This window comes from Pseudomonas sp. GW821-FHT10C09 (assembly GCF_059415465.1).
Genome location: NZ_JBWKNG010000001.1, coordinates 1 through 26,284, shown reverse-complemented (window position 1 = coordinate 26,284; position 26,284 = coordinate 1). Strand labels below are relative to the sequence as shown.

The 26,284-nt window shown below is 59.0% G+C and carries 22 protein-coding genes and 1 pseudogene; 12 read left to right on the top strand and 11 right to left on the bottom strand.

Features of this window, described 5'->3' with window-relative positions:
• Window position 1: 1 nt before the first annotated feature.
• Together AC07N8_RS00115 and AC07N8_RS00110 are read right to left on the bottom strand one after the other, a co-directional pair.
• Complete coding sequence (locus tag AC07N8_RS00115) at window positions 2–1,132, bottom strand: LuxE/PaaK family acyltransferase (protein WP_483842102.1); 1,131 nt, start codon at window positions 1,130–1,132, stop codon at window positions 2–4.
• Between the two features lie 21 nt (window positions 1,133–1,153).
• Window positions 1,154–2,395 carry an MFS transporter gene (locus tag AC07N8_RS00110; RefSeq protein ID WP_493144702.1) on the bottom strand — a complete coding sequence of 414 codons (1,242 nt, stop codon included), beginning with the start codon at window positions 2,393–2,395 and terminating at the stop codon, window positions 1,154–1,156.
• A 559-nt stretch (window positions 2,396–2,954) separates the two neighbouring features.
• On the opposite strand from AC07N8_RS00110, the gene AC07N8_RS00105 reads away from it, so the two are divergent.
• Window positions 2,955–3,143, top strand: coding sequence for a hypothetical protein (locus AC07N8_RS00105; RefSeq protein WP_427634392.1), 189 nt, complete (start codon window positions 2,955–2,957; stop codon window positions 3,141–3,143).
• Here AC07N8_RS00105 and AC07N8_RS00100 read toward each other — a convergent pair.
• On the bottom strand, window positions 3,133–3,531 hold the full coding sequence (locus AC07N8_RS00100) for a fe2+ zn2+ uptake regulation protein (RefSeq protein WP_483842100.1): 399 nt from the start codon (window positions 3,529–3,531) through the stop codon (window positions 3,133–3,135). The two genes, AC07N8_RS00105 and AC07N8_RS00100, sit on opposite strands and share 11 nt — an antisense overlap.
• Before the next feature lie 225 nt (window positions 3,532–3,756).
• Here AC07N8_RS00100 and pvdQ point away from each other — a divergent pair, with 225 nt between their 5' ends.
• Window positions 3,757–6,102: a bifunctional acylase PvdQ gene (gene pvdQ / locus AC07N8_RS00095; protein ID WP_493144700.1), complete on the top strand. Its 2,346-nt coding sequence runs from the start codon at window positions 3,757–3,759 to the stop codon at window positions 6,100–6,102.
• A 56-nt stretch (window positions 6,103–6,158) separates the two neighbouring features.
• Here pvdQ and AC07N8_RS00090 read toward each other — a convergent pair whose 3' ends face one another.
• Window positions 6,159–7,160, bottom strand: a complete 1,002-nt coding sequence (locus AC07N8_RS00090) for a FecR family protein (RefSeq protein WP_493144698.1) — start codon at window positions 7,158–7,160, stop codon at window positions 6,159–6,161.
• Window positions 7,161–7,255: 95 nt separating this feature from the next.
• A complete protein-coding gene (locus AC07N8_RS00085; protein WP_493144696.1) occupies window positions 7,256–12,109 on the bottom strand; it encodes a dermonecrotic toxin domain-containing protein in 4,854 nt (1,617 codons plus the stop codon).
• 203 nt (window positions 12,110–12,312) lie between these two features.
• On the opposite strand from AC07N8_RS00085, the gene AC07N8_RS00080 reads away from it, so the two are divergent.
• Window positions 12,313–13,350: an Ldh family oxidoreductase gene (locus tag AC07N8_RS00080; RefSeq protein WP_483842096.1), complete on the top strand. Its 1,038-nt coding sequence runs from the start codon at window positions 12,313–12,315 to the stop codon at window positions 13,348–13,350.
• A 74-nt stretch (window positions 13,351–13,424) separates the two neighbouring features.
• Here the strand turns inward: AC07N8_RS00080 and AC07N8_RS00075 are convergent, their stop codons facing one another.
• Entirely contained in the window at window positions 13,425–13,742 is a 318-nt protein-coding gene (locus AC07N8_RS00075) for an ElaB/YgaM/YqjD family protein (RefSeq protein WP_483842095.1), read from the bottom strand.
• 165 nt (window positions 13,743–13,907) lie between these two features.
• On the opposite strand from AC07N8_RS00075, the gene AC07N8_RS00070 reads away from it, so the two are divergent.
• Window positions 13,908–14,162, top strand: coding sequence for a hypothetical protein (locus AC07N8_RS00070; RefSeq protein WP_109786463.1), 255 nt, complete (start codon window positions 13,908–13,910; stop codon window positions 14,160–14,162).
• A 9-nt stretch (window positions 14,163–14,171) separates the two neighbouring features.
• On the opposite strand, the gene AC07N8_RS00065 is transcribed toward AC07N8_RS00070, so the two are convergent.
• Window positions 14,172–15,080 carry a LysR family transcriptional regulator gene (locus AC07N8_RS00065; protein ID WP_493144693.1) on the bottom strand — a complete coding sequence of 303 codons (909 nt, stop codon included), beginning with the start codon at window positions 15,078–15,080 and terminating at the stop codon, window positions 14,172–14,174.
• Window positions 15,081–15,164: 84 nt separating this feature from the next.
• On the opposite strand from AC07N8_RS00065, the gene AC07N8_RS00060 reads away from it, so the two are divergent.
• The gene (locus AC07N8_RS00060) at window positions 15,165–16,088 is read left to right on the top strand and encodes a carbon-nitrogen hydrolase family protein (protein ID WP_493144691.1); all 924 of its coding nucleotides are present in this window, start codon (window positions 15,165–15,167) and stop codon (window positions 16,086–16,088) included.
• A gap of 11 nt (window positions 16,089–16,099) precedes the next feature.
• Here AC07N8_RS00060 and AC07N8_RS00055 read toward each other — a convergent pair whose 3' ends face one another.
• The 3 genes from AC07N8_RS00055 to AC07N8_RS00045 form a co-directional block, all read right to left on the bottom strand.
• Window positions 16,100–16,588 (bottom strand): LEA/WHy family protein, encoded by a 489-nt coding sequence (locus AC07N8_RS00055; protein ID WP_493144689.1) that lies wholly within the window; start codon window positions 16,586–16,588, stop codon window positions 16,100–16,102.
• 55 nt (window positions 16,589–16,643) lie between these two features.
• Window positions 16,644–18,119: a nucleobase:cation symporter-2 family protein gene (locus AC07N8_RS00050; protein WP_483842091.1), complete on the bottom strand. Its 1,476-nt coding sequence runs from the start codon at window positions 18,117–18,119 to the stop codon at window positions 16,644–16,646.
• A 140-nt stretch (window positions 18,120–18,259) separates the two neighbouring features.
• Window positions 18,260–19,153: a LysR family transcriptional regulator gene (locus AC07N8_RS00045; protein ID WP_483842090.1), complete on the bottom strand. Its 894-nt coding sequence runs from the start codon at window positions 19,151–19,153 to the stop codon at window positions 18,260–18,262.
• A 101-nt stretch (window positions 19,154–19,254) separates the two neighbouring features.
• Here AC07N8_RS00045 and AC07N8_RS00040 point away from each other — a divergent pair, with 101 nt between their 5' ends.
• Both AC07N8_RS00040 and speB read left to right on the top strand, forming a co-directional pair.
• The gene (locus AC07N8_RS00040) at window positions 19,255–20,346 is read left to right on the top strand and encodes a polyamine ABC transporter substrate-binding protein (RefSeq protein WP_123436366.1); all 1,092 of its coding nucleotides are present in this window, start codon (window positions 19,255–19,257) and stop codon (window positions 20,344–20,346) included.
• 17 nt (window positions 20,347–20,363) lie between these two features.
• On the top strand, window positions 20,364–21,323 hold the full coding sequence (speB, locus tag AC07N8_RS00035) for an agmatinase (protein ID WP_483842088.1): 960 nt from the start codon (window positions 20,364–20,366) through the stop codon (window positions 21,321–21,323).
• A gap of 115 nt (window positions 21,324–21,438) precedes the next feature.
• Here speB and AC07N8_RS00030 read toward each other — a convergent pair whose 3' ends face one another.
• Window positions 21,439–22,491: an aldo/keto reductase gene (locus AC07N8_RS00030; RefSeq protein ID WP_483842087.1), complete on the bottom strand. Its 1,053-nt coding sequence runs from the start codon at window positions 22,489–22,491 to the stop codon at window positions 21,439–21,441.
• 231 nt (window positions 22,492–22,722) lie between these two features.
• On the opposite strand from AC07N8_RS00030, the pseudogene AC07N8_RS00025 reads away from it, so the two are divergent.
• The 5 genes and pseudogenes from AC07N8_RS00025 (at window position 22,723) to AC07N8_RS00005 (ending at window position 26,170) form a co-directional block, all read left to right on the top strand.
• Window positions 22,723–23,438 (top strand): annotated as a pseudogene (locus tag AC07N8_RS00025) (helix-turn-helix transcriptional regulator).
• Between the two features lie 52 nt (window positions 23,439–23,490).
• Complete coding sequence (locus AC07N8_RS00020; RefSeq protein ID WP_483842085.1) at window positions 23,491–23,832, top strand: nuclear transport factor 2 family protein; 342 nt, start codon at window positions 23,491–23,493, stop codon at window positions 23,830–23,832.
• Window positions 23,833–23,858: 26 nt separating this feature from the next.
• Window positions 23,859–24,977 carry a cell division protein ZapE gene (zapE, locus tag AC07N8_RS00015; protein ID WP_493144683.1) on the top strand — a complete coding sequence of 373 codons (1,119 nt, stop codon included), beginning with the start codon at window positions 23,859–23,861 and terminating at the stop codon, window positions 24,975–24,977.
• Window positions 24,978–24,994: 17 nt separating this feature from the next.
• A complete protein-coding gene (locus AC07N8_RS00010; protein WP_493144681.1) occupies window positions 24,995–25,576 on the top strand; it encodes a DinB family protein in 582 nt (193 codons plus the stop codon).
• 102 nt (window positions 25,577–25,678) lie between these two features.
• Window positions 25,679–26,170, top strand: a complete 492-nt coding sequence (locus AC07N8_RS00005) for a GNAT family N-acetyltransferase (RefSeq protein WP_483842181.1) — start codon at window positions 25,679–25,681, stop codon at window positions 26,168–26,170.
• The last annotated feature ends 114 nt before the right edge of the window (window positions 26,171–26,284 follow it).

The following is a 26,284-nucleotide window of genomic DNA, read 5'->3' as shown; positions in this document are numbered from 1 at the left end:
GTCATGCCTCTCCAATCAGTTCGGACGCGGCCATTGCACAGCTTCGGCTGGCGGTGGTTCCGGCGCGTCCATGCAGTTCAAACCAGTCGGTTGCCAGGCCGCACCCGCAGTTTGCGCCGGGGTGCAGTGTCGCCAGATCGCCCATCACCACGGCATGCGCCGGACTTGAAGAAATGTACGGCGACACGAATTCCAGCAAGCCGCGTTTGCCATAGGGCTGGACGCTGAAGTCGGCGGGATTGCGCACGAAAACCTTCGAATAAACCGGCACATGAAAATGCTGGTGAGCACATTGGACGTAAGGCACGGCGTGCTCTACGGCGCCGTAACCATCCCGACAGCGAGTCAGGTCGATACCCAGTTGGCGGTTGATCCGTTGATACAACCGGGACAGAGGAATTTCCTGCGCCGCCTGGGTTTTCCAGCCGCCCCCGAGAATCACCAATGACTCGGCCGGCAGTTTGAGGTCCGCCAGGCCGGTGTCTTCCATGTGTTGCAGCGTTTGGGAAAGGAACGCCGGAAATCCGAGAATGCGTACGGGCAAGCCTTCTTCGGCAAATTCCCGCAATGCGCGGACAACCCCGAACGGGTCGAACGCGTGCCCATTGCCAGTCAGGCGCAATCCGTAAACCACTCGATTGACCGGCGCATAGCTGCACAAGAACTGATCGGTGAAAGCAGTCCCAAGGGTAATGGCTGCTTCGGGTTCATAGCTCAGCAGCAAGTAGTTGCAGGGACTGCCTGGAGTGTCCCAGCCGTAGTGCCGGAAAATGTGGTTCACCATGCCTTGGGCGGCGGCCATGCTGCGCGTGTCATAACGCATGCGACTTTTTTGGCCGCTGGTGCCTGATGAAGTCAGCTCGAGCGCGTCCTCTCCCAAAGAACCCAGCAATAAATGGCGCTTGAAGTAGTTGGCAAAAATCGGCGGCAGTCTTGACCAGTCATTCATCGACTCCAACGCCTTGGTATCAATGCCATTCGCCTTGAGCCAGCGCTCATAGCCCGGCGTGTGTTGGCAATGCAACAGGCTGATTTCGCTCATCGCCCGATCAAACAGACCGTCTGGCACTGAATCCAGGCAATAGGGTTTCGTTAACGCGCAAAGCGCATCGGTATGGGGTAACTGGATCATCAGTAAACCTGTGCTTGGGGATCAGACGGGAAGTGCGACAGCGTTGCGGCGTAGAAAAAACCGCAAGGGCAACAGGCATAGGAGCCCTGCGATGCCCGCCATCAGGGCAAAGGATTCATGGCTATTACCGGCGCCGACTGCCGCGAGAATTGAGCCGCCGGCCCCCATGACAACGATCGAGATCATGCCGATCATGGCCGAGACCAGTCCTTTGCTGTCGTCGCTTGTAAACAACGCGAGGCGGTAGAGTGCGGCATTGCTCATGCCAAGGCCGACGGCGTAAAGCCCAAGGCAGCTGATCAGCAAGGGCGTCGAGACGCCGTAGGCACTGAGGATGACCAATGCGACGAGCCCGCCGCACAGCGGCCACAGTGCGTATCGAATCAGTTGGGGAATCTCGGTCTTGGCGATCAATCGATTGAGTATCAGATTGCCAAGAATGACCGCAGCAAACACCGGGATTTGCCACAGGCCGTACGTAAGCGACGACAGCCCCAGATTATGCATCAGCAACAGCGGCGCCAGCCCGATCCAGGCAATCAAGGGCAAACTCATGATGCCCAGCGCGACAGTGGCACTGAGGAATCGCGGATTACCGAGCAGTGCGGCATAACGGCGTACAGTGCCACCCCATTCAAACGGTACGGCCATCAGGCGTTGGCCGTCGTGGCGCAACGTGCCCACGGTTTCCGGCATGTACACGTAAAGTGCCAGCCAGACCAGCAAGCCGCTCATGCCCAGCAGTAGAAACAGTTCCCTCCAGGTCAGCCACTCCAGCAACAGGCTGCCCAACAGCGGGCCGAGCAGGGGAGAAAGCAGGGCGACATTTCCCAGCAGTGCCATGATTTTTACTGCGTCCGCTTCGCAGAATATTTCTTGCAATGCCGGGTAGCTGACGGCGATTACAAACCCCAATCCCATGCCCTGTATCAGGCGTAATCCATTGAACGCATAAATGCTTTGCGCACTGAATGCAGCAGCGCAGGCGAGGGCAAATAGTGCGCAACCGATGAGTAACATTTTGCGGCGGCCGAAGTGATCGGACAGTGGCCCGATAAGCCATTGCAAAAGAACGCCCCCCGCCAGATACAGGTTGAAAGCGAAAGGGATATGTTGCGCGCTGGCATTCAAGTCATGAGTGACGGTCAACATGGCGGGCATGATCATGTCGCTGGCCATGTAGGTCAGTAGTTCGAATAGTGTTATTGCGAAGCAAAAGCCAAGTAAATGATACGGGCTTATGTTTATCAAAGGCCTGTCCATGGGTTTCCTGTTTTTCGTTGCAAGTTGAATGACGGGCTTTGTTGTTTCGCGATAAGAATATTCATCGGGCAGGGGAAGCCCTAATGAACGATTGAGACTTTAAGTTTCAGTGTCTTGCATGATGTTTCGGCGTGTATTGAAGGGTGGGAGGAGTGAATAAGCGTGTGCGAAAATGCCCGCAACAGGGCGGGCATTAGTTAAGGGGTTATGAGATTTTTCCTACGAGCTAAAGTAAATAATGTATAGAGCTCGTGCCCATAAAAAGTTATCGATGCTCGTAATAGCCGGGCCCGCCACGGTCGTAGTGGTGGTCCCCATGCCAACCGCCGTGGGGGAAAATAATGCAGCCACTCAAGGCCAAAATTGCGATCAGGGGAATCAGCTGTGTGATTCGACGAAACATTTCGAAATCCTCATGGTTAACGCCGCTATGAAGCCAAATCTCTTCATCGGCTGTAACATGAGACCCCGTTTTCAGCGCGCCATCCCCGCAGAAAGGTAGGGGATTGGCATGCGTTCGGATACAAAGCGGATACATTTTCAGGTTCAGGAACTCGCAATGACTCAATCGCAACGTTTGAAATACTCGATTCTGATCTCCCTGGTCGTGCTGGGGATCATGTTCGGCCTTTCGTATCTGCAAAACGAAGGTGTCATCAGCGAGAAGCTGTTTCAGTACATCGCTATTGGCGTGGCGGTGATCGTGGTGGTGATCAACGGCGTGATGCGTCGCAAGGTCAAGCCTTGAGCGACGCATCCTGAACGGATGAATCGCGATGGAGCATGGCTACGGCGTGCGGATGCAGGCTGTAGCTTTTGTCCGGATTGAGCGTGATCACGCCTTCGCTGCACAAGCGTTTCAACACTTCCCGCACGCTGAGAAAGGACAACGGAATATCCAGGTCCAGCAAGTGGCTGTGCACGCCGCGCACGCCGAGGCTGCGTTCGCTTTCGGCGGCGACCAGCAAGGCATCAATGACTTTGAGGCGAATCAGGCTGGTGCGCAGGCCAAAGCTCTTGAGCAGCAATCGGATGCGCTCATTGCCATTGCGCTCGCCGCGCTCGAAAACACCGGAGCCCATGGCAGGGCCCGTTGGTGCATTGCTACCGTCCATTGGCAGTTGCGAGTTGTACATGCAAAAACTCCTTTTCCGAGCCGGCCAGAAAATGTGAAGGGGGCTCTTCAGTCATTTAGACGAACGAGCACGACAAATAATGAAGGCCCAAATGTAGAAAATTTGTCGGCAGCATGTGAGCAGCATGTGAGAAGGCCATTTGGAATGGCTTTGCGAGCCTAAATTTTTGTCTTTTGTTTCGTTCTTGAGAAAGGCGGGTGTTTGTCTTTTCGATCAGGAGCGAGTGTGATTATTTCCAGGCAGTTAACCAGGCTAAGCCTTGCGGGTTTGTTAGTGACGCTGAGTCTTGCGGCAAACGCTCGCAGTCAGCCAGAACAGGCGAGCGCTGACATTCGCCGCACCAGTTTCGGCGTGCCGCACATTCGTGCCGACAATGAGCGGGGGCTCGGTTATGGCATCGGGTACGCCTACGCTCAGGACAATCTGTGTTTGCTGGCCAACGAAATTGTCACCGTCAATGGTGAGCGTTCACGCTACTTCGGTCCGCAACAGCTGACCGTCGAAGAGCGCGAGAATCTGGTCAGCGACCTGTTTTTCACCTGGTTGAATACTCCTGAAGCCGTCGCCGGTTTCTGGCAGGCGCAAACGCCCGAAGTGCAGCAACTCATTGATGGATATGTCAGCGGCTACAACCGTTCGCTGGCAGAACACCGTGCTCAGGGTTTGCCGACGCAGTGTCAGGGGGCGTGGGTACGAGAGATTACCGCCCAGGATCTGGTCAAGCTCACCCGTCGACTGTTGGTCGAAGGCGGAGTAGGGCAGTTCGCCGAAGCGCTGGCCGGCGCTACACCGCCCAAAGCCGTCGCGCAGGTCCCTGCTGAGCCGCGGTCATTCCAGGTGGCTGACTCGAGAATGCAGCGGTTTGCTTTGGATCGCGGCAGTAATGCCGTGGCCGTCGGTAGCGAACGCTCGTTCAACGGTCGCGGGATGTTGCTGGCCAATCCGCATTTCCCTTGGGTTGGCGGAATGCGCTTCTATCAAATGCACCTGACGATTCCCGGCAAACTGGATGTGATGGGCGCTGCGCTGCCGGGATTACCGATGATCAATATCGGATTCAACCAGCACCTGGCCTGGACCCACACCGTGGATTCGTCCAAACATTTCACGCTGTATCGATTGCAGCTTGATCCGAAGGATCCGACCCGCTACCTGCTGGACGGCAAGTCCAAACCACTGCACAAACAAACCCTGACGGTGAAGGTGAAGCAACCCGATGGTCAGACCACACAGGTCGAGCACGTGGTGTACAGCTCGGAGTTTGGCCCGATTGTGCAATGGCCCGGAAAACTCGATTGGGACGCTCAGTACGCGTACAGCCTGCGCGACGCCAACCTGGATAACGACCGGGTCTTGCAGCAGTGGTATGCGATGAACCAGGCAACCAGTCTCAAGGATTTGCAAGCCTCGGTGCACACCCTTCAAGGCATCCCGTGGGTCAACACCCTGGCCGTGGATGACCAGGGGCAAACGCTGTACATGAACCTGTCGGTGGTGCCAAACGTCAGCGCCGAGAAACTGGCCAAGTGCAGCGATCCACGGGCCGGGTTGCAAATGATCATGCTCGACGGCTCCAACAGTGCCTGCGCCTGGGACATTGACCCGCAAGCGGCGCAAAAAGGCATTTATGCATCCGCCAAACTGCCGCAGTTGTCGCGCAAGGATTTTGTGCAGCACTCCAACGATTCAGCCTGGATGGCCAACCCGGCGCAACCGCTCACTGGGTTCTCACCACTGATCAGCCAGGAAGGCCAGCCGTTGGGCTTGCGTTCGCGTTTTGCACTGGATCGATTGGCCACGCTGAACAAGGCCGGACCTTTGACGGCGGCGGATTTGCAACGGATGGTGATGGACGATCAGGTGTACCTGGCCGCGCAGGTGATGCCGGATCTGCTGCAGTTCTGTGCGGGTGATCTTGGGGCTGATGCTGCGGCACTGAAGCCGTTGTGTGCCAGCCTAAAGGCGTGGGACCGCCGTGCGAATCTGGACAGCGGGCTGGGTTTTGTTCACTTCCAGAATGTCATGGAACCCTTGCAGCAAAATCCCGATATCTGGCGTGTGGCATTTGATCCCGAAAGTCCGCAAGACACTCCGCGAGGCCTGGCCATTGACCGGGCGGATGTCGCCAAGGCGCTTCGCGAGGCCATGCTCGCTTCGGTTGAACAGGTGAAAGCCCAGGGATTGAAGTCCGACGCACGTTGGGGTGATGTTCAGGTGGTCAGCAGCGGCGGCCAGCAAACGCCGATCCATGGCGGCCCCGGCACCTTGGGCATCTACAACGCCATTCAAAGCGTGCCGAGAACAGACGGCAAACTTGAAGTGGTCAGCGGCACGAGCTATCTGCAGGTAGTGACTTTCGATGACAAGGGGCCGCACGCTCAGGGTTTGCTGGCGTTCTCGTTGTCCAGCGATCCGGGCTCGAAGTATGCGCGGGACCAGACGCTGGCGTTTTCGAAGAAGCAGTTGAGTGTGCTGCCGTTTACCGAGCAGCAGATCACGTCAGACCCGCACTACCAGGCGCAGACGATTCGCGAGCAGGATGGAAAAGCCGGGACAGTGGCTGCGCAATAACAGCAAAGGTACCTGGAGCAACAAACGAAGGCCGCACCCCACAAGGGTCGCGGCCTTCAGCTTTTCGGGGTTTGTAGCGGAATGGAGTTGAGGACCGGATTGCCGTCCTTGTTGCGGGTCAGGTAAACCGGCAGCACTTTGGGCAAGGACGCCACCAGGTTGTTGAGTTCCTTGATGTTGTAGATACCGCCGAGACGGATCTGGCCGGTGCTGTGATCGGCCACCATCACCGGTTTGCTCAGGTAACGATTGATCAACGGCAGGGCATCGGTGAGTGCCAGGTTATCAAGCACCAGTTTGCCACTGCGCCAGGCCAGCGAATTATCGTTGGCGTAGGTCTGACTGATTTGTGGCGCGTAGTCGCCCTGTTTAAAGCGCGCCTGCATGGCCGGACCGAGACGTAGACCATCGCCGGGGAGGTCGTCGTTGCTGGTGACCAGCACCGACCCTTCAATCAGGTTCACGCGGACCTGGTCCTCATACATCCAGACGTTGAATCGGGTCCCGGTGACGCGGATCCTGCCACTGGCGGCCTTGACGACAAAAGGGTGAGTCGTGTCATGGCTGACGCTGAAGAAAGCTTCGCCTTTTTTCAGCGTCACCCGCCGCTGATCCTTGTAGTTGCTGAACGTCAGCTCACTGCCAAGATTCAGTTCAACCTGGCTGCCGTCGCTCAGGGTGACCTGACGGACCGTATCACTGGCTTCAAAGTGTTGGTATGAGTTGGGCAACCAACCCATGCTCCATCCACTGTACGCCGCCAACGGCAACGCCAGGGCGCACACCGCGGCGGCAATACCGACACTGCGCCAAGGCGTAGCGGATTTGAGGCGCGGACCGTGCTTGACGGCTTCAGGACGCGGCAGATCCCCGGCAACCTCCCAGATCTCCAGCATGGCCTCATATTCGAATGCATGCAGCGGATTGGCGTCATGCCATCGTTCGAACGCTACCCGTTCTTCAGCCGTGCAGTCGACGGCATGCAAGCGCATGCACCAATGCGCGGCGGCATCGGTGATCGCGTCATAGTCGTCTGGCGATAGAGAGTTGTCGGTCATTGACTCATCCTGATTTCCGGCATTCTAACCTTGCGAGCAAGTCTGCGAGAACAGTCGTCATGGCAATTAACCATCAAATCCGCGTTTTTTTCAGTTCAGGGCGTGCTGACGTGGAGTTGTCGTCCCAGATGACCAATGAGCCAAGCGATGCTGTCGGCGTTACCCAGCTGTACTTTCAGCCTGATCAGCGGGTCTTTCTTGAAGGTGTGGCGGGCCCCGCTCAGGTTTTCTGCGCCAGTCAACTCCAAAACACGATCTTTCACTCGTTCAGTGTCCTCATGAATGGAATGGCCCAATTCCTGCCATTCGCCGGTATCAGGGTCCAACGCCATGAATAGTTGGGTATAGGGCGTCTGTAGCGAAAGTGCGGTGCTTTGTATCGTCGACAACTCGTTTTTGAGGACATTGGCCACCGGGTTTGACGTGTTGAACAGATCAGTGAATGGGCGGCCGGGGTCGAGGTAGGAAATGTCTTCGGCGTTACACGCGATGTGTCCAAGCTCATGAATAATCGTCATCGCTCGGCTATGGGCGCCTATAGGGAATTGCGCATCGCTAAGGTACTGGCGGTAGTGGTCGAAGGTGGATGCGAAGAACTTTTCGGCAAGGTGGATTTTTTTCTTGGCATCGCTGGGAACGATGAAGGCGAATGTATGCTCCGCGCCTGCAATCAACCTGCCGATCACAAAACGATTGGAATCAGGTTTTCTGAGAGTTGGGTCCAGCAAGGCCGATAAAATCGCAGTCACGACTTTTTCAAGCAGCTCCACATGCGTGGGCAGTACTTGCGATACGCCCATAAAGTCGGCAACGAGCCGATGCACCGGGGTTTGTGTGCCGTCGGAAGTCTTGAGCAATTGCAGGTTTCGGAAACTGTTCCAGGCATAGGTGGTTGCCTGGTCCAGCGCTTCGTCGATCTGACGGGCCTTGTGCGGAAAAAGTTGTCGGATCCGTGGCATTCCACTGGCGTCGATGTTCATGCCTCCCCATACCGCCATAGCGGTATCCAACCGGTTTAAGAGGCTGAAGTGGGGCGGTTGAATTTCCCGGTCCAGGCTCCATTGTTTCGCCAGGTTCTGGCGCAGAACCGGACCACGGTTTTGGGGGGCTGCAATGCGCCAGCGAGTGCCATGCCTGGCAACGGGATACACTTTTCCTTCGATGGGGGCGTACAGTTTTCGGGTTTTTGGATGGGTATAGAGCCCAAGCGACGAGTCTGGTGTCAGTGAACCCAGATCGACATCGACGCCTTCATGGCGGCTAACCTGCGTGCGTTCGGCAGCGGTGATGTCGACGTCATGCCAGTGGAATCGGCGGGCGGGCACCTCCGGAACAGGCGCCTGGGGCGTTGAAGGCTCTGCAGTCTGATTCCCCAGCGATTGCCGTAACGTTGCCAGTTGAGCAATGCCGCTGATGAATGCCCTTATCGCCGCTCCCCACTTATGCGTCTGCAGGTCTTCAGCGGATTGCTTGATGTCACGATAACTACGCCAAACCGTTATGGGGTAGGTGAGTTTTCCCATGAAAAACGACAGGGCCTGGTGCAGATCTTCGCCCAGCACGTGCTTGATGGTCGCCCATTCCGTGTGTCTTTTGTCGTCGGACTGACAACCGAGCAATCGACCCAACAGCGCCGCGTTGTCATTGAACAGCTGGCTGAACAGGTGCCCCCTGATCGGATTGGACGCCAGTGTGACCTCGCTGGCGTGATTCCCGGACGACGCAGATGTAGCTCGTGTGCCGCGGTTGAGGGGGATGGCCATCCGCTGCTCCAGCAGAGTCCGGTCGGGCTGCGGCAGGTGGGTGAGAATCCAGTCGAGCAGCGGCCCTCGCGTTTTCAACTCTGCCAGCAGTTGCGCTTCGCTTGCATATTCCTTGACCCCGTGATGCGGGCTGTGTGGCGCGACCAGGACTTGGGGCGCCGTGCTATCAGTGGCCGAGCCGATCAGGTAAACCCCGGCAACCTTGATGGCCTGTGCCGGTTTGATTCCCAGGAACTCAAGCGGGCGAATGAGGGCGTGGGCACCGTCGACTGCCGCGCGGGCGATGGCGTCCGGCATGTCCATGATTTGCCGGACCAGATCAAACCCGGTTTCGCTCAGGCGTTCCTGCAATTTTTCGGTGTGGGCGTAATGCATCAGTTGCCAGGGCAATTGTCGGTAGAAGCGTTTGCGGCGGGCTGTATTGGCCGGGGTATCGGCAAGGGCCTCACTCAGTATTTTTTGCTGTTGCTCGCCTGTTTTCAGGTTTCGTATCAGGTCTTTGATGTAGCGTTCGTCCATCTCATCGGGAATCACGGTGCTATCAAGCGATTCCAGTGTGAATCGGGCCTGGTCCAGCGCCTTGAAAGGCGTCAATGCGAAATCGGTGAGAGTTTGCACACTGGGCGGTGCCGTTGGGCGCGCGCTGAGCTGGATCAGCACCTTGTCCGGGTCGATGTCGAAGGTGTCTGCCTTGAGTTGTTTTCCCAGTTCCACGTGAGCCGTCCGGTGCAGAGACCGCAGGCCCGTCAGGTAGTCCTCGTCGTCTTTGACGTTATCGAGGTATTGCTGCAGCAGTTCCCCGTGCAGCACCAGGTCTTTAATCGAGGCGTTGGCCAACCATGTCGGGAGTTTTTGTTGAGTCGTCAGGGACAAGGCAATGTCCGTCGCACGGCGTAATCCTGTCAGCGGCTGCCGTAACGCCACCAGGTTCAGCAGGTCGGCCAGTGGCGCGGTGGGGAGTGGCGTGGCCAATGCGCGAGTGATGCATGTCTGGTCGAGCTGGACATAGGGCTTTTGAAGGTGATCGAGAAAATGCCCGTGGATCTGTTGCAGCGGCGCCAACGTGTAACTTCTGTCGGGTAATCGCTCGCTACGGCCGAGGTTCTCCAGCAGTGTTAAACGCAACGTGTGGTCCTTCAGGCGATGATCCAGCGCGGCGCGTAATCGTGACAGTGACTCGAAGGCCTCAAATCCCAAGGCCGGCGTCCACAAGATGGTCTTGCCCGAATGCTTCGGGTCCAGGCCTCCTCGTTCAGTCACTACAAAACAACTGGCCAGTTGTAACGGGTCTGTAAGCCCGCTTGGCTGCAACGCCAGGGAAAATACGCCCGGCAAGAAACCGTTCAGCGCGGCTCGTTGCAAGTGAATCGGGCTGTCGAGCACGGTTTTGATGATGGCCTGTTCCGTCGCCCCCAGGGTCCGTGTGACCGTGCGCAGCTTCAGTTCTGTGCGCAATGCCGTTGACAGGGTGTGGGTGAAACTCGATTGCAGGTTCGCCACCGATGAACTGACCAGGCTTTGTGCCTGGGCAAGGGTGCGCAGCCCTGGGGGAATGGCCGGGTGTGTGTCCAGGAGTTGATCGAGCGCCTGTTTAACCGAATCAAGGCGCAGCAGACCTTCCTTTGCCGAATCGGCACGTACGGTCACCGGTTGCGCACTCCAGCGCAGGTCAACCCGAGTACTCCAGCGGCCGGCGGCATCGCAAGCCAGCAGCCGGTCGTCAAGCAGACCACGGACATCCAGCGCGTTATCAATCAAGGCATGAGGGGACAACGTGCCTTCGCTTTCACGGTAACGGCTCAAGGCATGGCTGAGGTTGTCCCGTTGCTTGCCGAGGATGCTGGCAATGACTTCTTCAAATACCGGCCCGGTGACGGAGCGGCCTTCAATCAAGCACTCATCGGGCGCCAAGGCCAGAAAGGTACTGCGTTCCTCCAGCGACATGAAGTTGAGCAACGTGTCCTCATGCCCTTCGCTTTTGAGCATTTGCAGCACGATTGTCTTCACTGCGGACAGCGTGTCGGTGGCTTCGATGCCGCGAGACGGGGTGTACAAAAAACCCAGCGTATCGGCGGCGCCAATTATCAGCGCCGACGCCAGTTCCGCGTAGTGCTTGAAGGGGGCGGTGACCCGCACTTTTTCGACGCGCAACGCAGCGTCGGTTGAGGCGCTGCTGACTTTCTTCAGTTGCAGGTATTCCTGCGTCGTTAACGTGCCGTCCTGGCGCTGAAGTAGAAGCTTGAGGTGAAACGTATCGCGCAAGCCCTCGGTGAAATACGCCCGACGTGACCGTCCGATACTCATATCCGTGTTCCAGAACACGTCGAGCTGGCTGTGCAAGTGCGGCGTGAAGCTTTGGGCGATCTCTTTTACCGCGCTTTCCCAGGCGAGGTTATCGGCGTCGCTGCTCACACCGTGCCCTGGGTGGGCGAACACTCTGGAGTCGCCCGCGGGCCACTGGTTGGCCAGGTAAAAGTGGAGGAGGGCATCACTGAGTGAGCGCTCGGCAATTGTGTGATGGTATTCACCTTCGTTGAAGGGGGACGCCGTCCTGACAAAACTCTTCAGTCGAGTGAGGCGCTGGTCCAAACCGGGAAACGGCTTGTGCAATGCGTTTTTCAGCGAGTCATCCAGCATTGATTGCAACGTCGGCATCTTGAGCAGTTCGCCCATCATCGTGCTGATATTCAGCGCCTGATTGTGTTCAAGCCGGGTTTGCTGATCCTGGAACACTGCACCGGCGATTTCTGTTGTGGACAGGTCAGGTGTCGCGGTGGCGGATAGCGCGTTGCGTTGTTCGATAGAGAGAAAGCGCAACAACTCCTGTTTGCCCGTGTCCGACGCCAGCCATTCCTTGAGTTTGCTTTTGAGATCGTCCATGTCAGCAAACTTGATCAAGCCTTTCCATGGTGTGTAAAGCGTGACCTCGCCATCGTCCGGGCGGCTCATGGCAAACGCGCCGGCCAATGGAATATCCGGCGTGCCTGGACTGTTCAGTAGCAGCAGGTAAACGTACATCGGTTCTTTTTGCGCGGTGCGGGCGACTTCGGTCGCCAGATACACGTTCTTTAACCATTTCAGGTCGGCAAGGGTAAAGCTCAGGGCTTTTTCCCGGGCACCGGGCTGCCGCAGATTGGAGGCGCGTTCTGCCTCGTCGAAAAAATAGGGCGTTGAGGGATCGGTCATGGTTTTCCTCGATGTATGGGGTGGAGGAAAAACGGTACGGTCATCAGAAGGCTGGCGTGCGGTACATATTGCTTGAGCCGATCGGGTGGCTCAGGCTTGACAGGACGCCGGTAGAGCAGCGCTTAATCGGCGACTCTTTTGGGTTGCCCTGCAACCTTGTTTCACCCTGTTGCCCGTACTCAATAATAAAACTGGAGCTTCAGATGACCGCATCGCCCGAAATGGCCGTCAGTTCGAACACCCAAACGCTCGATTTCGACGCGCTCGTTCAATTGCTCGAACAGATTTTCCTGCGTCATGGCACCTCTGCCGACGTCGCCAGAACCCTGGCCCTCAACTGTGCCGGCGCCGAGCGCGACGGCGCTCACAGCCATGGCGTGTTCCGCGTTCCCGGTTATGTCTCGACGCTGAACAGCGGCTGGGTCAATGGCCAGGCTGTGCCGGTGGTCGAAGACGTGGCCTCAGGGTTCGTCCGGGTCGACGCTGGCAATGGTTTCGCCCAGCCCGCCCTGGCGGCCGCACGTTCCCTGTTGGTGGAAAAGGCGCGCAGCGCCGGCATCGCGGTGCTGGCGATTCGCAACTCGCACCATTTCGCCGCTTTGTGGCCGGACGTCGAGCCCTTTGCCTACGAAGGGCTGGTGGCGCTGAGCGTGGTCAACAGCATGACCTGCGTGGTGCCGCACGGCGCTGATCGTCCGTTGTTCGGCACCAACCCGATCGCGTTCGCCGCCCCGCGCGCGGATGGCGAGCCGATTGTCTTTGACCTGGCTACCAGCGCCATTGCCCATGGCGATGTGCAGATCGCGGCTCGCAAGGGCGAACGCTTGCCGGCAGGCATGGGCGTGGACAGCCTTGGCCAGCCGACGCAGGACCCGAAAGCGATTCTCGAAGGCGGTGCACTGCTGCCGTTTGGCGGGCACAAGGGTTCCGCCTTGTCGATGATGGTGGAACTGTTGGCGGCGGCGCTGACCGGCGGCAACTTTTCCTTTGAGTTTGACTGGTCGAACCATCCGGGCGCGAAAACCCCATGGACCGGTCAACTGTTGATCGTCATCGACCCAAGCAAGGCCGCCGGGCAAAACTTTGCCGAGCGCAGTCAGGAGCTGGTGCGGCAGATGCACGGCGTGGGGCTCAAGCGTTTGCCGGGTGATCGGCGCCATTCGCAACGGGCCAAGTCCGCTACTCAAGGCATTGCGCTGGACGCCGAGACTCTGGCGAACTTGCGGGCTCTCGCGCAGTAATCAGCCACCTTGTAGCAGGCATGAAAAAGGCGAGCCAAATGGCTCGCCTTTTTGCTGTGCGAAGCGGGGGAGGCTTAACGCCGACCCAGCAACAACCCGACCACCAGACCGAAACCGGCAGAGATGGCCACGGTTTGCCATGGATGACCGCCGATGTAGGTTTCGGTGGCTTCGACGGCGGGTTTTGTCCGGTCACGCACGCTGTTGACCGAGTCCCGTGCCTGCTGGAGTTTCAAGGCGATTTGCTCACGCAGGGTTTCTGCTTCCTCGCCGACCAGGGCGGCGCTGCTGTTCAGCAGTTTTTCCGATTCTTCAATCAGCGTGGTCAGCTCGCTGAATGCCAGATCCTTGATTTGGTCTTCGGCGACTTGTGCAGCGGTTTTCCGAGCCATTGAGGTACTCCTTGCAGGTAAGTAGGCAGTGAACAATGGAGTCTGGCGCGGGTGAAAAAGTTGCAGTGGATTTTCCCGTCGACCCTGCCGGGCAGAAAATTCCTGAGTCGGACATTTCGTCCTACAGTGTAAGATGTCGCCTATTTTACGCAGCAGGAAATTCCCATGAGCTTCAATCTGGCCGACAAACCCCTCGCCGAGCGCGCGGCGCTGGAAGATGAAAAATCCCGTCTGTTCGACCTCTGGCAAAGCAACCTGGGCAAATCCAAGGGTGAGGCCGCGCGATTGTTCGGCGAGCGCGCCAAGCGCAAAGGCAAGTGGGCTGAATGGGTCCGCGCCGAACTCGACGCGATGTCGCCGCCGGAATACGCCAACATGGTGCGCAGTGAAGTCAATCGCCTCATGGCGGCCAACAAGTAAGACCGGCCTTCAGGCGAAACACGCAACAATCGCCTCGCGCACTTTCAACACCACCGGGTCGAGTTGGGTGCTGGTACGCCAGCCCAATTCGATCGGGTATCGCGGCAAGTCCAGAGGGCAGGGCAGCAACGCCAGTCCACTGAGCGTCGCGATGCTTTGCGCGGCATGCGCCGGAATGGTCGCCACCGCCTGACTGCCCTTGAGCAGATACGGCAGCGCGGCAAAGTGGGTAGTCGACGCACACACCCGACGACTCAGCCCCAACGCCGCCAATCCTTCATCGGTGATGCCGATAAATCCGCCTGAAGACACCAAAATGTGCTCGCGAGCGACGAACGCTTCAAGGCTGATGGTTTGTTGGCCTTCGGCCAGGCTGGCGCGATCCACCAGGCACAGGTATCCGCCTTCTCCCAACACCTGACGGCTGAGCAAACGCTCGGCAAATCCGCCGGCGGTAATCGCCAGATCAATGCTGCGCTCCATCAAGGCGTGGGCGACGATCTGGCTGTGGGTTTGCCGGAAGATCAGCCGCAACTTCGGTGCAGTCCGCGCAATTTCTTCGATCAATTGCCGGCCGTAGGCGATCTCGAAATCGTCCGACATGCCCACCGACACTGAGCGGCCGTCGTACTGATGAGCCGCCGGATCGACCATCGCCAGGCTCTGGCGGCATTTGTTCAGTGCATCGCTGACCACCGGTTTCAATTGATTGGCCTTCAGCGTCGGTGCCAGTCCACGGCCGGTGCGCACGAACAGCTGATCGCCATACACTTCGCGCAGCCTGCGCAATGCGGCACTGACCGCTGACTGCGTCACGCCCAGACGCAGGGCCGCACGGCTGGCGCTGCACTCTTCATGCAGGGCTTCGAAGACTTTGAGCAGGTTGAGGTCGACGGTGGCGATATTCATAGTGTTCATATCATTCAGCAGTGAATCGGGCTTTATTCATGATCCCGTGGCGCCGGAGAATGAGCAATACCTGATGCCAATGGAGTCACTGCGATGCCCAAGTCAATCGTTGCCGCGCTGCAAATCGGCGCCTTGCCCGGTGGCAAGGCCGACACCCTGGAACAGATTCTGTCCTGGGAAAACGCCATAACCGAATCCGGCGCCCAATTAGTAGTGATGCCCGAAGCGTTACTCGGCGGTTACCCCAAGGGCGAAGGGTTTGGCACGCAACTGGGTTATCGCCTGCCGGAGGGGCGTGAAGCGTTTGCCCGATATTTCGCCAATGCCATCGATGTGCCAGGCGCCGAGACGCAAGCCCTGGCCGGGTTGTCGGCGCGTACCGGGGCCAACCTGGTGATCGGCGTCATCGAACGCGCTGGCAGTACGCTGCATTGCACGGCGCTTATTTTCGACCCGCAGGCCGGTTTGATCGCCAAGCACCGCAAGCTGATGCCCACCGGCACCGAGCGGTTGATCTGGGGCAAGGGCGATGGCTCGACGTTGCCGGTGATCGACAGCCAGGTCGGGCGGATCGGCGCGGTGATTTGCTGGGAAAACATGATGCCGCTGTTGCGCACGGCGATGTACGCCAAGGGCATTGAAGTTTGGTGTGCGCCGACCGTGGACGAGCGCGAGATGTGGCAGGTCAGCATGCGTCACATCGCCCACGAAGGACGCTGCTTTGTGGTCAGCGCCTGCCAGGTCCAGGACTCACCGCAGGCCTTGGGTGTGGAGATTGCCAATTGGCCGGCGGAGCGGCCGTTGATTGCGGGGGGCAGTGTGATTGTCGGGCCGATGGGTGACATTCTGGCCGGGCCGTTGCGCGATGGCGTGGGGCTGCTTACGGCGGAAATCGACACGGACGATTTGATTCGTGCGCGGTATGACTACGACGTGGTCGGGCACTATGCGCGGCCGGATGTGTTTGAGCTGACGGTGGATGAACGCGCCAAACCCGGCGTCCGCTTCAACACATAACCCTGTGGTGATTATGATTGCGGGGGCTGCCTAGGGACTGCGATCGCTCCCGGCAGGCTGAGTTTGCCGGTATCGGTGAAACGCATCGTGCCAAACAACCCGCCAGCCAGTTTGCCGCGCAGCACATACGGCAAATCATTCAGCGATTGCGTCTGGCTCAGGCCAAGGGTTTGGCGCAGTACCGAAAATGCCGAAACGCTGACCGGCACCGTCAGCACTGTTTCAGAGAAGCGCGCAATCGATCCCGACTGATCGCTCACCCCTGAAGCCAGCGGCTGTCCATTGACCTCCAGGTCCAGCGCCACGCCGTTGTAGTCGATGGAGCTGTCATTTGGGTTCTGCACGCGGATTTTCACCGCAAAACGAATTTCCATGCCCTGGCTTTGCAGCGGCTCGATGCCGACCACATTGACGTTCAACGGATCACGATTCGGAAACAGGGCGCAGGCGCTCAACGACAGTAAAAGTACAGAAAGCAGGACGGCGTGGACGCTGCGCATGAAAAGACTCTCGAAAAGAAAAGGGCTGAACCGCTCAAGGCTCAACCTTTAAGCCTTACGGACGGTTCAACTGTGCGACAGCCCCAGGCGTTGCGGGTTCAGCCTTGGCCGGCACATCGGGGTTTTCCATGACCTGCAGGATCGAGGCTTCCGGATCGAAATCGTCTTCTTCCAGCGCCATGAACTCCTCGGGCAGGAAGATGTTCAGCACGATAGCGCACAACGCCCCGACGGTAATCGGCGATTCGAAAATGTTGTGCAGCGCCAGCGGCAATTCGCGCAACACCTCAGGCACCGCCGCGACGCCCAGGCCCAGGCCGAGGGAAATCGCCACGATCAGCATGTTGCGTCGATGCAGGCCGGCTTCGGCGAGGATCTTGATCCCGGCCACCGCCACGGTGCCGAACATCACCAGTTCGGCGCCGCCAAGCACCGGTTTTGGCATCAGTTGCAGCACCGCGCCGATCATCGGGAACAACCCCAGCAGCACCAGCAGACCGGCGATGAAGAACGCCACGTAGCGACTGGCCACGCCGGTGAGCTGGATCACGCCGTTGTTCTGCGCAAACGTGACCATCGGCATGCTGTTGAACACGGCCGCCATGGCGGAGTTGAGGCCGTCGGCGAGCAGGCCGGATTTGATTCGGCGAATGTAGATCGGGCCTTTGACCGGTTGCCGGGAAATCATCGAGTTGGCGGTCAGGTCGCCAGCCGCTTCCAGTGGCGACACGAGGAAAATCACCGCGATCGGCACAAACGCGACCCAGTCGAAGTTGAAACCGTACTTGAACGGGACCGGCACGCTCATCAACGGGACTTCGGGCAGGCTGGCGAAATTGACGTCGCCCATCAGCCAGGCCACGACATAACCCAGGGTCAGGCCGATGACGATGGCCCCGAGGCGCAGAAAGGGCACGTCGACCCGGTTCAGCAGCACAATCGTGCCGAGCACCAACGCCGCCAGCGCCAGATGACTGGCCGCGCCGAGGTCCGCCGCACCGAAGCCGCCGGCGATGTCGGTCATGGCGACTTTGATCAGCGACAGGCCCATTAACGTGATGATCGTGCCGGTGACCACCGGGGTGATCAGCATCCGCAGTTTGCCGATGAACTGGCTCAACGCGACTTCAATGAACGCCGCAAAAAAGCACACGCCAAAGATCGTCGAGAGGATTTCATCAGTGCCGCCACCCCGAGCCTTGACCATGAACCCGGCGCTGAGAATCACACTGATGAACGAAAAACTGGTGCCTTGCAGACACAGCAAACCAGAGCCGACCGGGCCAAAGCGCCGGGCTTGAACAAAGGTGCCCAGGCCGGAAACGAACAACGCCATGCTGATCAGGTACGGTATTTCGCTTTGCAGGCCGAGGGCGCCGCCCATGATCAGGGTCGGGGTGATGATGCCGACAAAACTTGCCAATACATGCTGCAGGGCGGCGAAGACGGTGGCGGTCAGGTGAGGGCGGTCGTTGAGGCCGTAAATCAGGTCGTTGTTGCGCAAAACGGGGGCTTTTTCAGAGGCGGTCATGGTGGGTTGCAAGCCAAACGGCGGGCCGGGTCAGAAAATGGAGGCGCAGGATGCCAGCAGTGGGCACCGAGGGCAAACGATACAGCGGTCATGTATACAGACCTGTGGCGAGGGGGCAAGCCCCCTCGCCACATTTGACTTCAGGCGAATGCCGCGAGCAGATCCTCTTCAAACGCTTTCTGCGCATCCCCCGGCACCTGAGCGCGATGCCGCGCCAAATGAAACGCCACCTCAAAACTCATCTCGCCCTCACGCACGGCACGTAACAAGCCTTTGTCTTCCCAGCTGCGGGCAAAGTGATTGGGCAAGTAGCCGACATGCTTGCCAGACAGAATGAAGGCGAGGGTGCCCTCGACCTGCTCCGAGCGCGCCGAACATAATTTGCCCTGGAACGGCTCGTCACTGCGCAGGAAACGGTAAGGGTGATCGACCCGGTCGCAGGCTTGCAGCGCTTCGTCGTTCGGCGTGTCGTCGGTGAACAATGGGTGACCGGGGGCGCAATACAGGTGCTGGGTTTCAGTGAACAGCTCACGATAGTCAAACGCGTTTTGCACCTGGGAGAAATACCCGATGGCCAGGTCCAGCCGTTGTTGCAGCAGCAAGCGTTCCATTTCACCGGGCATGGCACTGATGAGTTCGATGCGCACTGACTCGTCCCGTTCGCGAAAACGCCGGATCGCGTCCGCCACCTGTTGCAGCACCGATTGATCAAGGGCTTCGGACAAACCAAGGCGCACTTCGCCAATCAATCTGCCGGCCACACCGTTGGATTGATGTCGAAATGCTTCGATGGACTCAAACAGTCCGCGCGTCGCGGTCAACAGCTGCTCGCCCTTGGGCGTGATCTTGAATCCGCCCTTGCCGCGACTGCACAGGCGATAACCGAGCCGGGTTTCCAGCTTGGCCATTTGCTGGCTGATGCTGGACTGGCTCAGGCCCAACTCACCCTGGGCCGCGCTGAAGCCGCCGCACTCGACCACGCGAACAAACAGGCGCAGCAGTTGCAGGTCGAGGTCGTGAAGTTGCCCGAGCATCAAACATTACTCCGCCATAAAGTCAGGTTAATAAACTTGATATTTCGTCAATGTAACCGAGCGCGCAACCTGCAACCACTTCCTCTGGTCAGGTGTTCGTCATGGCTCCCATGTTCAAGCTGTGTTTCCCCGCGTTGTGCCTCGCCATGGCGGTGTCGGCTCAGGCGCAGGAAAAGACCGTCAACCTCTACAGTTGGGCCGACTACGTGGCGCCCGAAACCTTGCAGGCGTTCGAAAAGGAAACCGGGATTCACGTGCGCTACGACACGTTCGATTCTTCGGAAGTGCTGGAAACCAAACTGCTGACGGGCGGCAGCGGCTATGACGTGGTGGTGCCGTCGTCCAGCGTGCTCGCCCGTGGTCTGGCGGCGGGCGCACTGAAGGAAATTTCCCACGAGGGACTCAAGGGTTACGCCAATCTCGATCCGGACCTGTTGGAAAAACTGGCTGCCGTCGATCCAGGCAATCGCTATGGCGTGCCGTATACCTGGGGCACGCTGGGTTTGGGGATGAACGTCGAAGCGGTGCAGAAACGTCTGCCGAATGTGCCGCTCAACAGCCTCGACCTGCTGTTCAAACCGGAATACGCCAGCAAACTGAAAGACTGCGGCATCGCGATTCTCGATTCGCCGCAGGAAGTGATTGGCCTGGCGCTGCACTATCTGGGTAAAGATCCCTACAGCACCGACAAGGCTGATCTGACAGCCGCCGAGGCGTTGTTGCATCAGTTGCAGCCGAATGTGCTGTACGTCGCCACCGGCCGGCAGATCAGCGATCTGGCCAATGGCAGTGTGTGCCTGGCGCTGACGTACAACGGTGACGCGAGCATGGCCGCTGATCAGGCGCGCAAGGCCAACAAGCCGTTTGAGGTTGCCTACCGGATTCCCAAGGAAGGCACGCTGGTCTGGCAGGACAACCTGGCGATCCCCAAGGACGCGCCGCACCCCGAAGAAGCCCGGGCCTTCATCGAGTTCATGTTGCGCCCCGAATCCGTCGCGGCGCTGACCAACACGTTGTTTTTCGCAACGGCCAACCAGGCGGCAACCCCGCTGGTGGATGAAGCCGTGCGCACCGACCCGGACATCTTTCCACTGCCCGACATGCGCGCACGCCTGTACGCCGACCAAAGCATGAGCCTCAAGGACCTGCGTTCGCGCACGCGCCTGTGGACCACCTTCCGTAGCCGCCAATAATTAAAAAGGAGATCACCATGGACGTCCCGATGCAAAACGATCAGGCCATGACCCGCGACAGCCTATACGGGACTGCCGCCGAAAGTACCTACGCCGGTATCACCAGTTTCATGCGCCGTCGCTACAGCCGCGACTTGCGCGGTGTTGATGTCGCGGTCAGCGGTGTGCCGTTCGACACCGCCACCAGCAACCGTCCCGGCGCACGTTTCGGGCCACGGGGGATTCGCGCCGCGTCCACCGGCATTGCCTGGGAACGCCACTGGCCGTGGACGTTTGATCCGTTCGATCATTTGGCCGTAATCGACTATGGCGATTGCGACTTCGATTACGGTTCGCCGCACACGATTCCGGAAAGCATCGAAGCCCATGCCGAGCACATCCTGAACAGCGGCAGCGCGATGCTGACCTTCGGCGGCGACCACTTTATTACCTATCCGCTGCTCAAGGCTCATGCGCGTAAACATGGAGCGTTGTCGCTGATCCATTTTGACGCCCACAGCGACACCTGGCCGGACGAAGGGGGCAAGCGGGTCGACCACGGCACCATGTTCTGGCACGCGGCGAAGGAAGGGCTGGTGGATCCGTCGCGTTCGGTGCAGATCGGTTTGCGCACCACCAATGACGACCACCAGGGTTTCCAGGTGCTGGATGCGCGGCAGGTGCATCGCCAGGGTTGCGAGGCGATTGTCGAAGCGATCCGGGCGAGGGTAGGGGATAACCCGGTGTACCTGACGTTCGACATCGATTGCCTCGACCCGGCTTTTGCACCCGGCACCGGGACACCGGTTTGCGGGGGCTTGAGCACCGTGCAGGCGCTGGAGATTCTGGGTGGGTTGCGCGGGATCAATCTGGTGGGCATGGACGTGGTGGAAGTCGCGCCGGCCTATGACCACGCGGACATTACCTCACTGGCGGCGGCGACCTTGGCCATGGAAATGCTGTGCCTCTATGCCGCCCGCCACAAGGTCGACCGGTAAACACCGTAAACCTGTAGGAGCGAGCCTGCTCGCGAAGAGGCCATCACATTCAATATTGATGTTGAATGTCAGTCCGCCTTCGCGAGCAGGCTCGCTCCCACAGTTTTGATAGGTGTCAGGCGACGGGAATGATCGGCTGGTCGAGGGTCTGGTCACCGCTAAACCGAGAGAAAGAGCCAGCAAGCGTTTCATGCGGCACGCCTTTGCCCACATCGCTGGCGCCATCGAGTCGCGACAATTGATCCGCGCTCAGTTGCACGTTCAGTGCCCCCAGCGTCGCATCCAGTTGCTCACGGGTGCGCGAGCCTAGAATCGGAATCAGCGCGGTGGTCGAGCGCTGGGCTTTTGCCCGCAACCAGGCAATGGCCACGTGCGTCGCGCTCGCCTCCAGTTCGGCTGCAACGGCGAGCAACGTGTCAAGAATGGCGGTTTCCCGGGCGCCTTTTTCCGCATGAATCAACATGCCGAGTTTGGACGCGCGATTGTCGCCATCGTTGGAGCGGTACTTGCCAGTGAGAAAGCCGCCACCCAATGGCGACCATAATGTCGCGGCCAGGCCCAAGGCTTCGGCCATCGGCAGTTGTTCACGTTCGGCAGTGCGTTCAGCCAGGCTGTATTCCACCTGAAGCGCTGCAATCGGCGAAAAACCACGCACCTCGGCCAACAGGTCGGCACGGGCGATACGCCACGCGGGGAAGTTCGACAGCCCCGCGTAATGGATCTTGCCGGCGCGCACCAGATCATCGAAGCCGCGCAGGATTTCTTCCATTGGCGTCACGCCATCGCTCATGTGCGCCCAGAACAGGTCAAGGTGATCGGTCTTGAGCCGGGTCAGGCTTTCTTCCACGGCGCGAACCATGTTTTTGCGGTTGTTACCGGTGTGAGAAATGCTCGCGGACGGCGTCGTCCCCAAGGTGTACTTGGTGGCGATGACCAGGCGATCGCGCTCTGTCGCGATAAATTCGCTGAGCATGACTTCCGACTGACCGGCCTGATAACCGTTGGCGGTGTCGATGAAATTACCACCGGCCTCCAGATAGCCATCGAAAATACGCTTGGCTTCGTCACGCTCGGCGCCATGTCCCCAACCCGTGCCGAAATTGCCGGCGCCCAGCGCCAGTTCCGAAACCCGCAAGCCGGTTTTGCGGCCGAACACTTTGTAATGCATGGAGTGACTCCTGAGAAAAGACGCCGGAATTGAATATAGATGTCTAGCAACATGTATTTAATATGATGCCGATAATCTATGCCGTCAATCCGCTTTTTCTGAAGTGGCAAAACAGGCGACCACCGGGACCCTTCGCTGCTGCCACTTTCTGACAGGGGCCTCTGCTAAGCTCCGACAATTCAGCTCCGACAACTAAGCTCCGACAACTTTTTCAGACAGGACCGGCCCATCGTGTCGCGTACCACTCGTTTACTCACATTGTTGCAAGTGCTGCGGGGCAAGAGTCGTCCGGTGACGGCCGCAACGCTTGCCACTGAACTGGAGATTTCCGAGCGCACGCTGTACCGCGACATCGCCGAACTGACCGCGCTCGGCGCACCGATCTTCGGTGAAGCGGGGGTTGGTTATGTGCTGCGCAGCGGTCTGTTTCTGCCGCCCTTGATGCTCAATGCCGACGAGACCGAAGCCATCGTCTTGGGGTGCGCTACGTCGATCAGCGCGGCGACGAAGTGTTGAGCAAAGCGGCAACCAACGCTTTGGCCAAGATTGCCGCCGTGTTGGCCCCTGAAGCCCAGGACGCGTTGCGCAACCCGACAGTGCTGCCGGGGCCGCCCGGTTATGGTTATCCGGAAAATGTGGTGCCTTTGAGCGTGATTCGCCAAGCCATCCGCGACCAGTCCAGGTTGAGCATAGACTACGCAGACGCCAACAAGGTGCCCAGCCAGCGGCTGATCTGGCCATTGGCGCTGGGCTTTCTCAACGAGGTGCGGATAGTTGTCGCCTGGTGCGAATTGCGCAGTGCCTATCGCACTTTCCGCACCGACCGGATTTTGGCCGCCAATGAGCAGGGTGAGCGTTATCCGGGGCGGCGCAGCGACTTGTTACGGGTCTGGCGCAAACAGATGCAACTGGATGAAGCGGGGCGTTTCACTCCTGACAAGAATTGACACAGGCTTGTCTTAACATGGTTGCAGAATCAATAAACAAGGAGCCGCAACCATGTCCAGTCCCGCCTCTTCACTGGCCCCCGCCATTGCCGCCTACATTGCCGCTGCCAATGCTCGCGACACCTCCAGGGTCGCCAGTTTTTTCGCCGAGGATGCCAATGTGTTCGATGAGGGCCAGCACCAGATTGGCACCCGCGCAATCGCCCAATGGATGGAAGACACCGCACAGCGCTATCAGCCCCGGGTCGAGGTGCTGGATGTTCAACAGCGCACCGGCAAGGTGCTGGTGCACAACCTGATCTCCGGCACCTTTCCCGGCAGCCCGCTGGAACTGCGCTACATGTTCCGCCTCAACGAACAAGGCAAGATCGCCCGCCTGGACATCTCGCTCTGAGCCGAGGGCATGGCATACTCCCGCGCATGAATGTCGACTCTCCGTTAAGCGCCTGGCAACACGCCATTGAAACCAAGGGTTTCGTCCAGGACGAAGCTCAGGAGCACGCCGTGTGGGCGCTGCAAAAATGCCACGAGGCCTTGCATGAAGGGCGAACGCCGGTCACCGGCGTTTACCTGTGGGGACCGGTCGGGCGGGGCAAGACCTGGTTGATGGATCAGTTCTATCAAACCCTGCGCGTGCCGGCCCGGCGTCAGCATTTCCACCATTTCATGGGCTGGGTGCACCAGCGCTCGTTTCAACTGACCGGCACCGCCGACCCCTTGAAGGCGTTGGCGCGGGAGTTGAGTGAGGAAGTGCGCGTCCTGTGTTTCGACGAGTTGTTCGTCAACGATATCGGTGACGCAATCATTCTCGGGCGCTTGTTTCAGGTGATGTTCGAGCAAGGCGTGGTGGTGGTGTGTACTTCCAACTTGCCACCGGATCAGCTCTACGCCGAGGGCTTCAATCGCGACCGCTTCATGCCCGCGATCGAGGCGATCAAGCGGCACATGCAGGTGATCGCGGTGGAGGGTGGCGAAGACCATCGCCTGCATCCGGGGACCGCGTTGCAGCGCTATTGGGTGAGCGATGCCGCGCATCCCGATGCACTGGGCGACGTGTTCAAGGCCCTGACCGTGGGCCAGTCCGTGTCCAGCGACCCGGTGACCGTCGGCTACCGTCACGTCAATGTCCTGCAGGCCAGCGCCGGCGTGCTGTGGTGCCGTTATGCCGACCTGTGCGAGCAACCTTTTTCGGCCATGGACTTCATGGCCCTGTGCGACACCTACAGCGCTATTCTGTTGAGTGAGGTGCCGAACCTCAGCGCGCAAAAACGCAAAGGGCGCATCGCTCGAGGCACCGAAGACGCCGCCGAGCACGTCGTAGCGGGAGACCGCGAGCTACCGCAACTGTCGGTACACGACGATGGCGTACGGCGTTTCATCGCGCTGGTGGACGAGTGTTACGACCGCAAAGTGCCGCTGTACCTCGAAGCGCAGGTGCCGATGGAGGCCTTGTACACCGAGGGTTATCTGGAATTCCCGTTCCGCCGCACGTTAAGCCGTTTGAAGGAAATGCAGCTGCAACGCTTTGCTGAAGCCTGATTTAGGGAGCCGCGAACATGAATCAGCCTCTGTCTCACCATTTGCTGACCATGGCTTATCAAAACGCCTGGGCCAATTACCGGCTCGCCAAGGCCTGGAACCAGTTGACCCCAGCCGAGCTGGCGGCCCCGCGAGTCAGTTTCTTCCCCAGCCTCGTTGCCACCCTCAATCACATCCTGACCTGCGACTGGTTCTACGTGGACGCACTGGAGCGCGAGTTGCGCGGTGATGATCCGCACCCCGATTGCTACGTTTTTTTCAAGGATGACGAACCGTTCAGCGTCGGCGCTGACCTCAAGCGCGAGCAATCGCTGGTGGACAATCGGTTGATCGCCTACTGCGAGCAATTGCGCGATGCCGACCTTGGGCGAATTGTCACCATCGCCCGGGACACGCCACAACATGACAGCCGTTTGCGTCTGCTGTCCCATTTGTTCGAACACCAGCTTCATCACCGCGGCCAGGTCCATGCCATGCTCAGCGGCACCTCGGTCGCACCGCCGCAGCTGGATGAGTTTTTCTGCTCTGGCGAGTCGGGTTTGCGCGCGGCAGATTTTGCCGAGTTGGGCTGGACCGAGGCGCTGATCTGGGGTGTTTGAGGCAGGATCAGGTTGTCGGCGATGGCGACTCAGGCTAATGTCCTTCGACTTTGCGGCGCGAGTGACGCGCCGGGACAACTCGACGGGATAGCAACGATGGAAATGGAATCCGCAGATTTTCTGGTGCTTCAGGCCAGCTACACCAACCCGGTGCACGCCGAGGCAATTGGCGTGGTGCTCAATGCCTATGCCCAGGATCCGATGGGCGGCGGGCAGGCATTACCCGAAGATATTCTGCAGCAGTTGCCGGGAGAGCTGGCCAAGCGTCCCCACGCGTTCAGTGTGTTGGCGTTTGTCGACGGCGCGCCGGCCGGTCTGGTCAATTGCTTCGAAGGTTTCTCGACCTTTGCCTGCCGACCACTGGTCAACGTGCACGATGTTTGCGTGGTGCCACAGTTTCGCGGTATGGGGCTGAGCCAGAAGATGCTGCAAAAGGTTGAAGACATTGCCCGTCAGCGCGGTTGCTGCAAGATCACCCTGGAAGTCCTCGAGGGCAATGCGGTCGCACAGGCGTCTTATGGCAAGTTCGGGTTTGCCGCCGGCATGTTCGACCCGGCCTATGGCCGCATGCTGTTCTGGACCAAGAACCTTTAACCCGGGCACTTGCGCGCTGTGGATCAGGCATAAAAAAGGTTCTTCACGGATTACCGGGAAAGACGCTCTTGATCTTCATGAAAAAGAATTCGCTATCCCGGTAACCGTACGCCA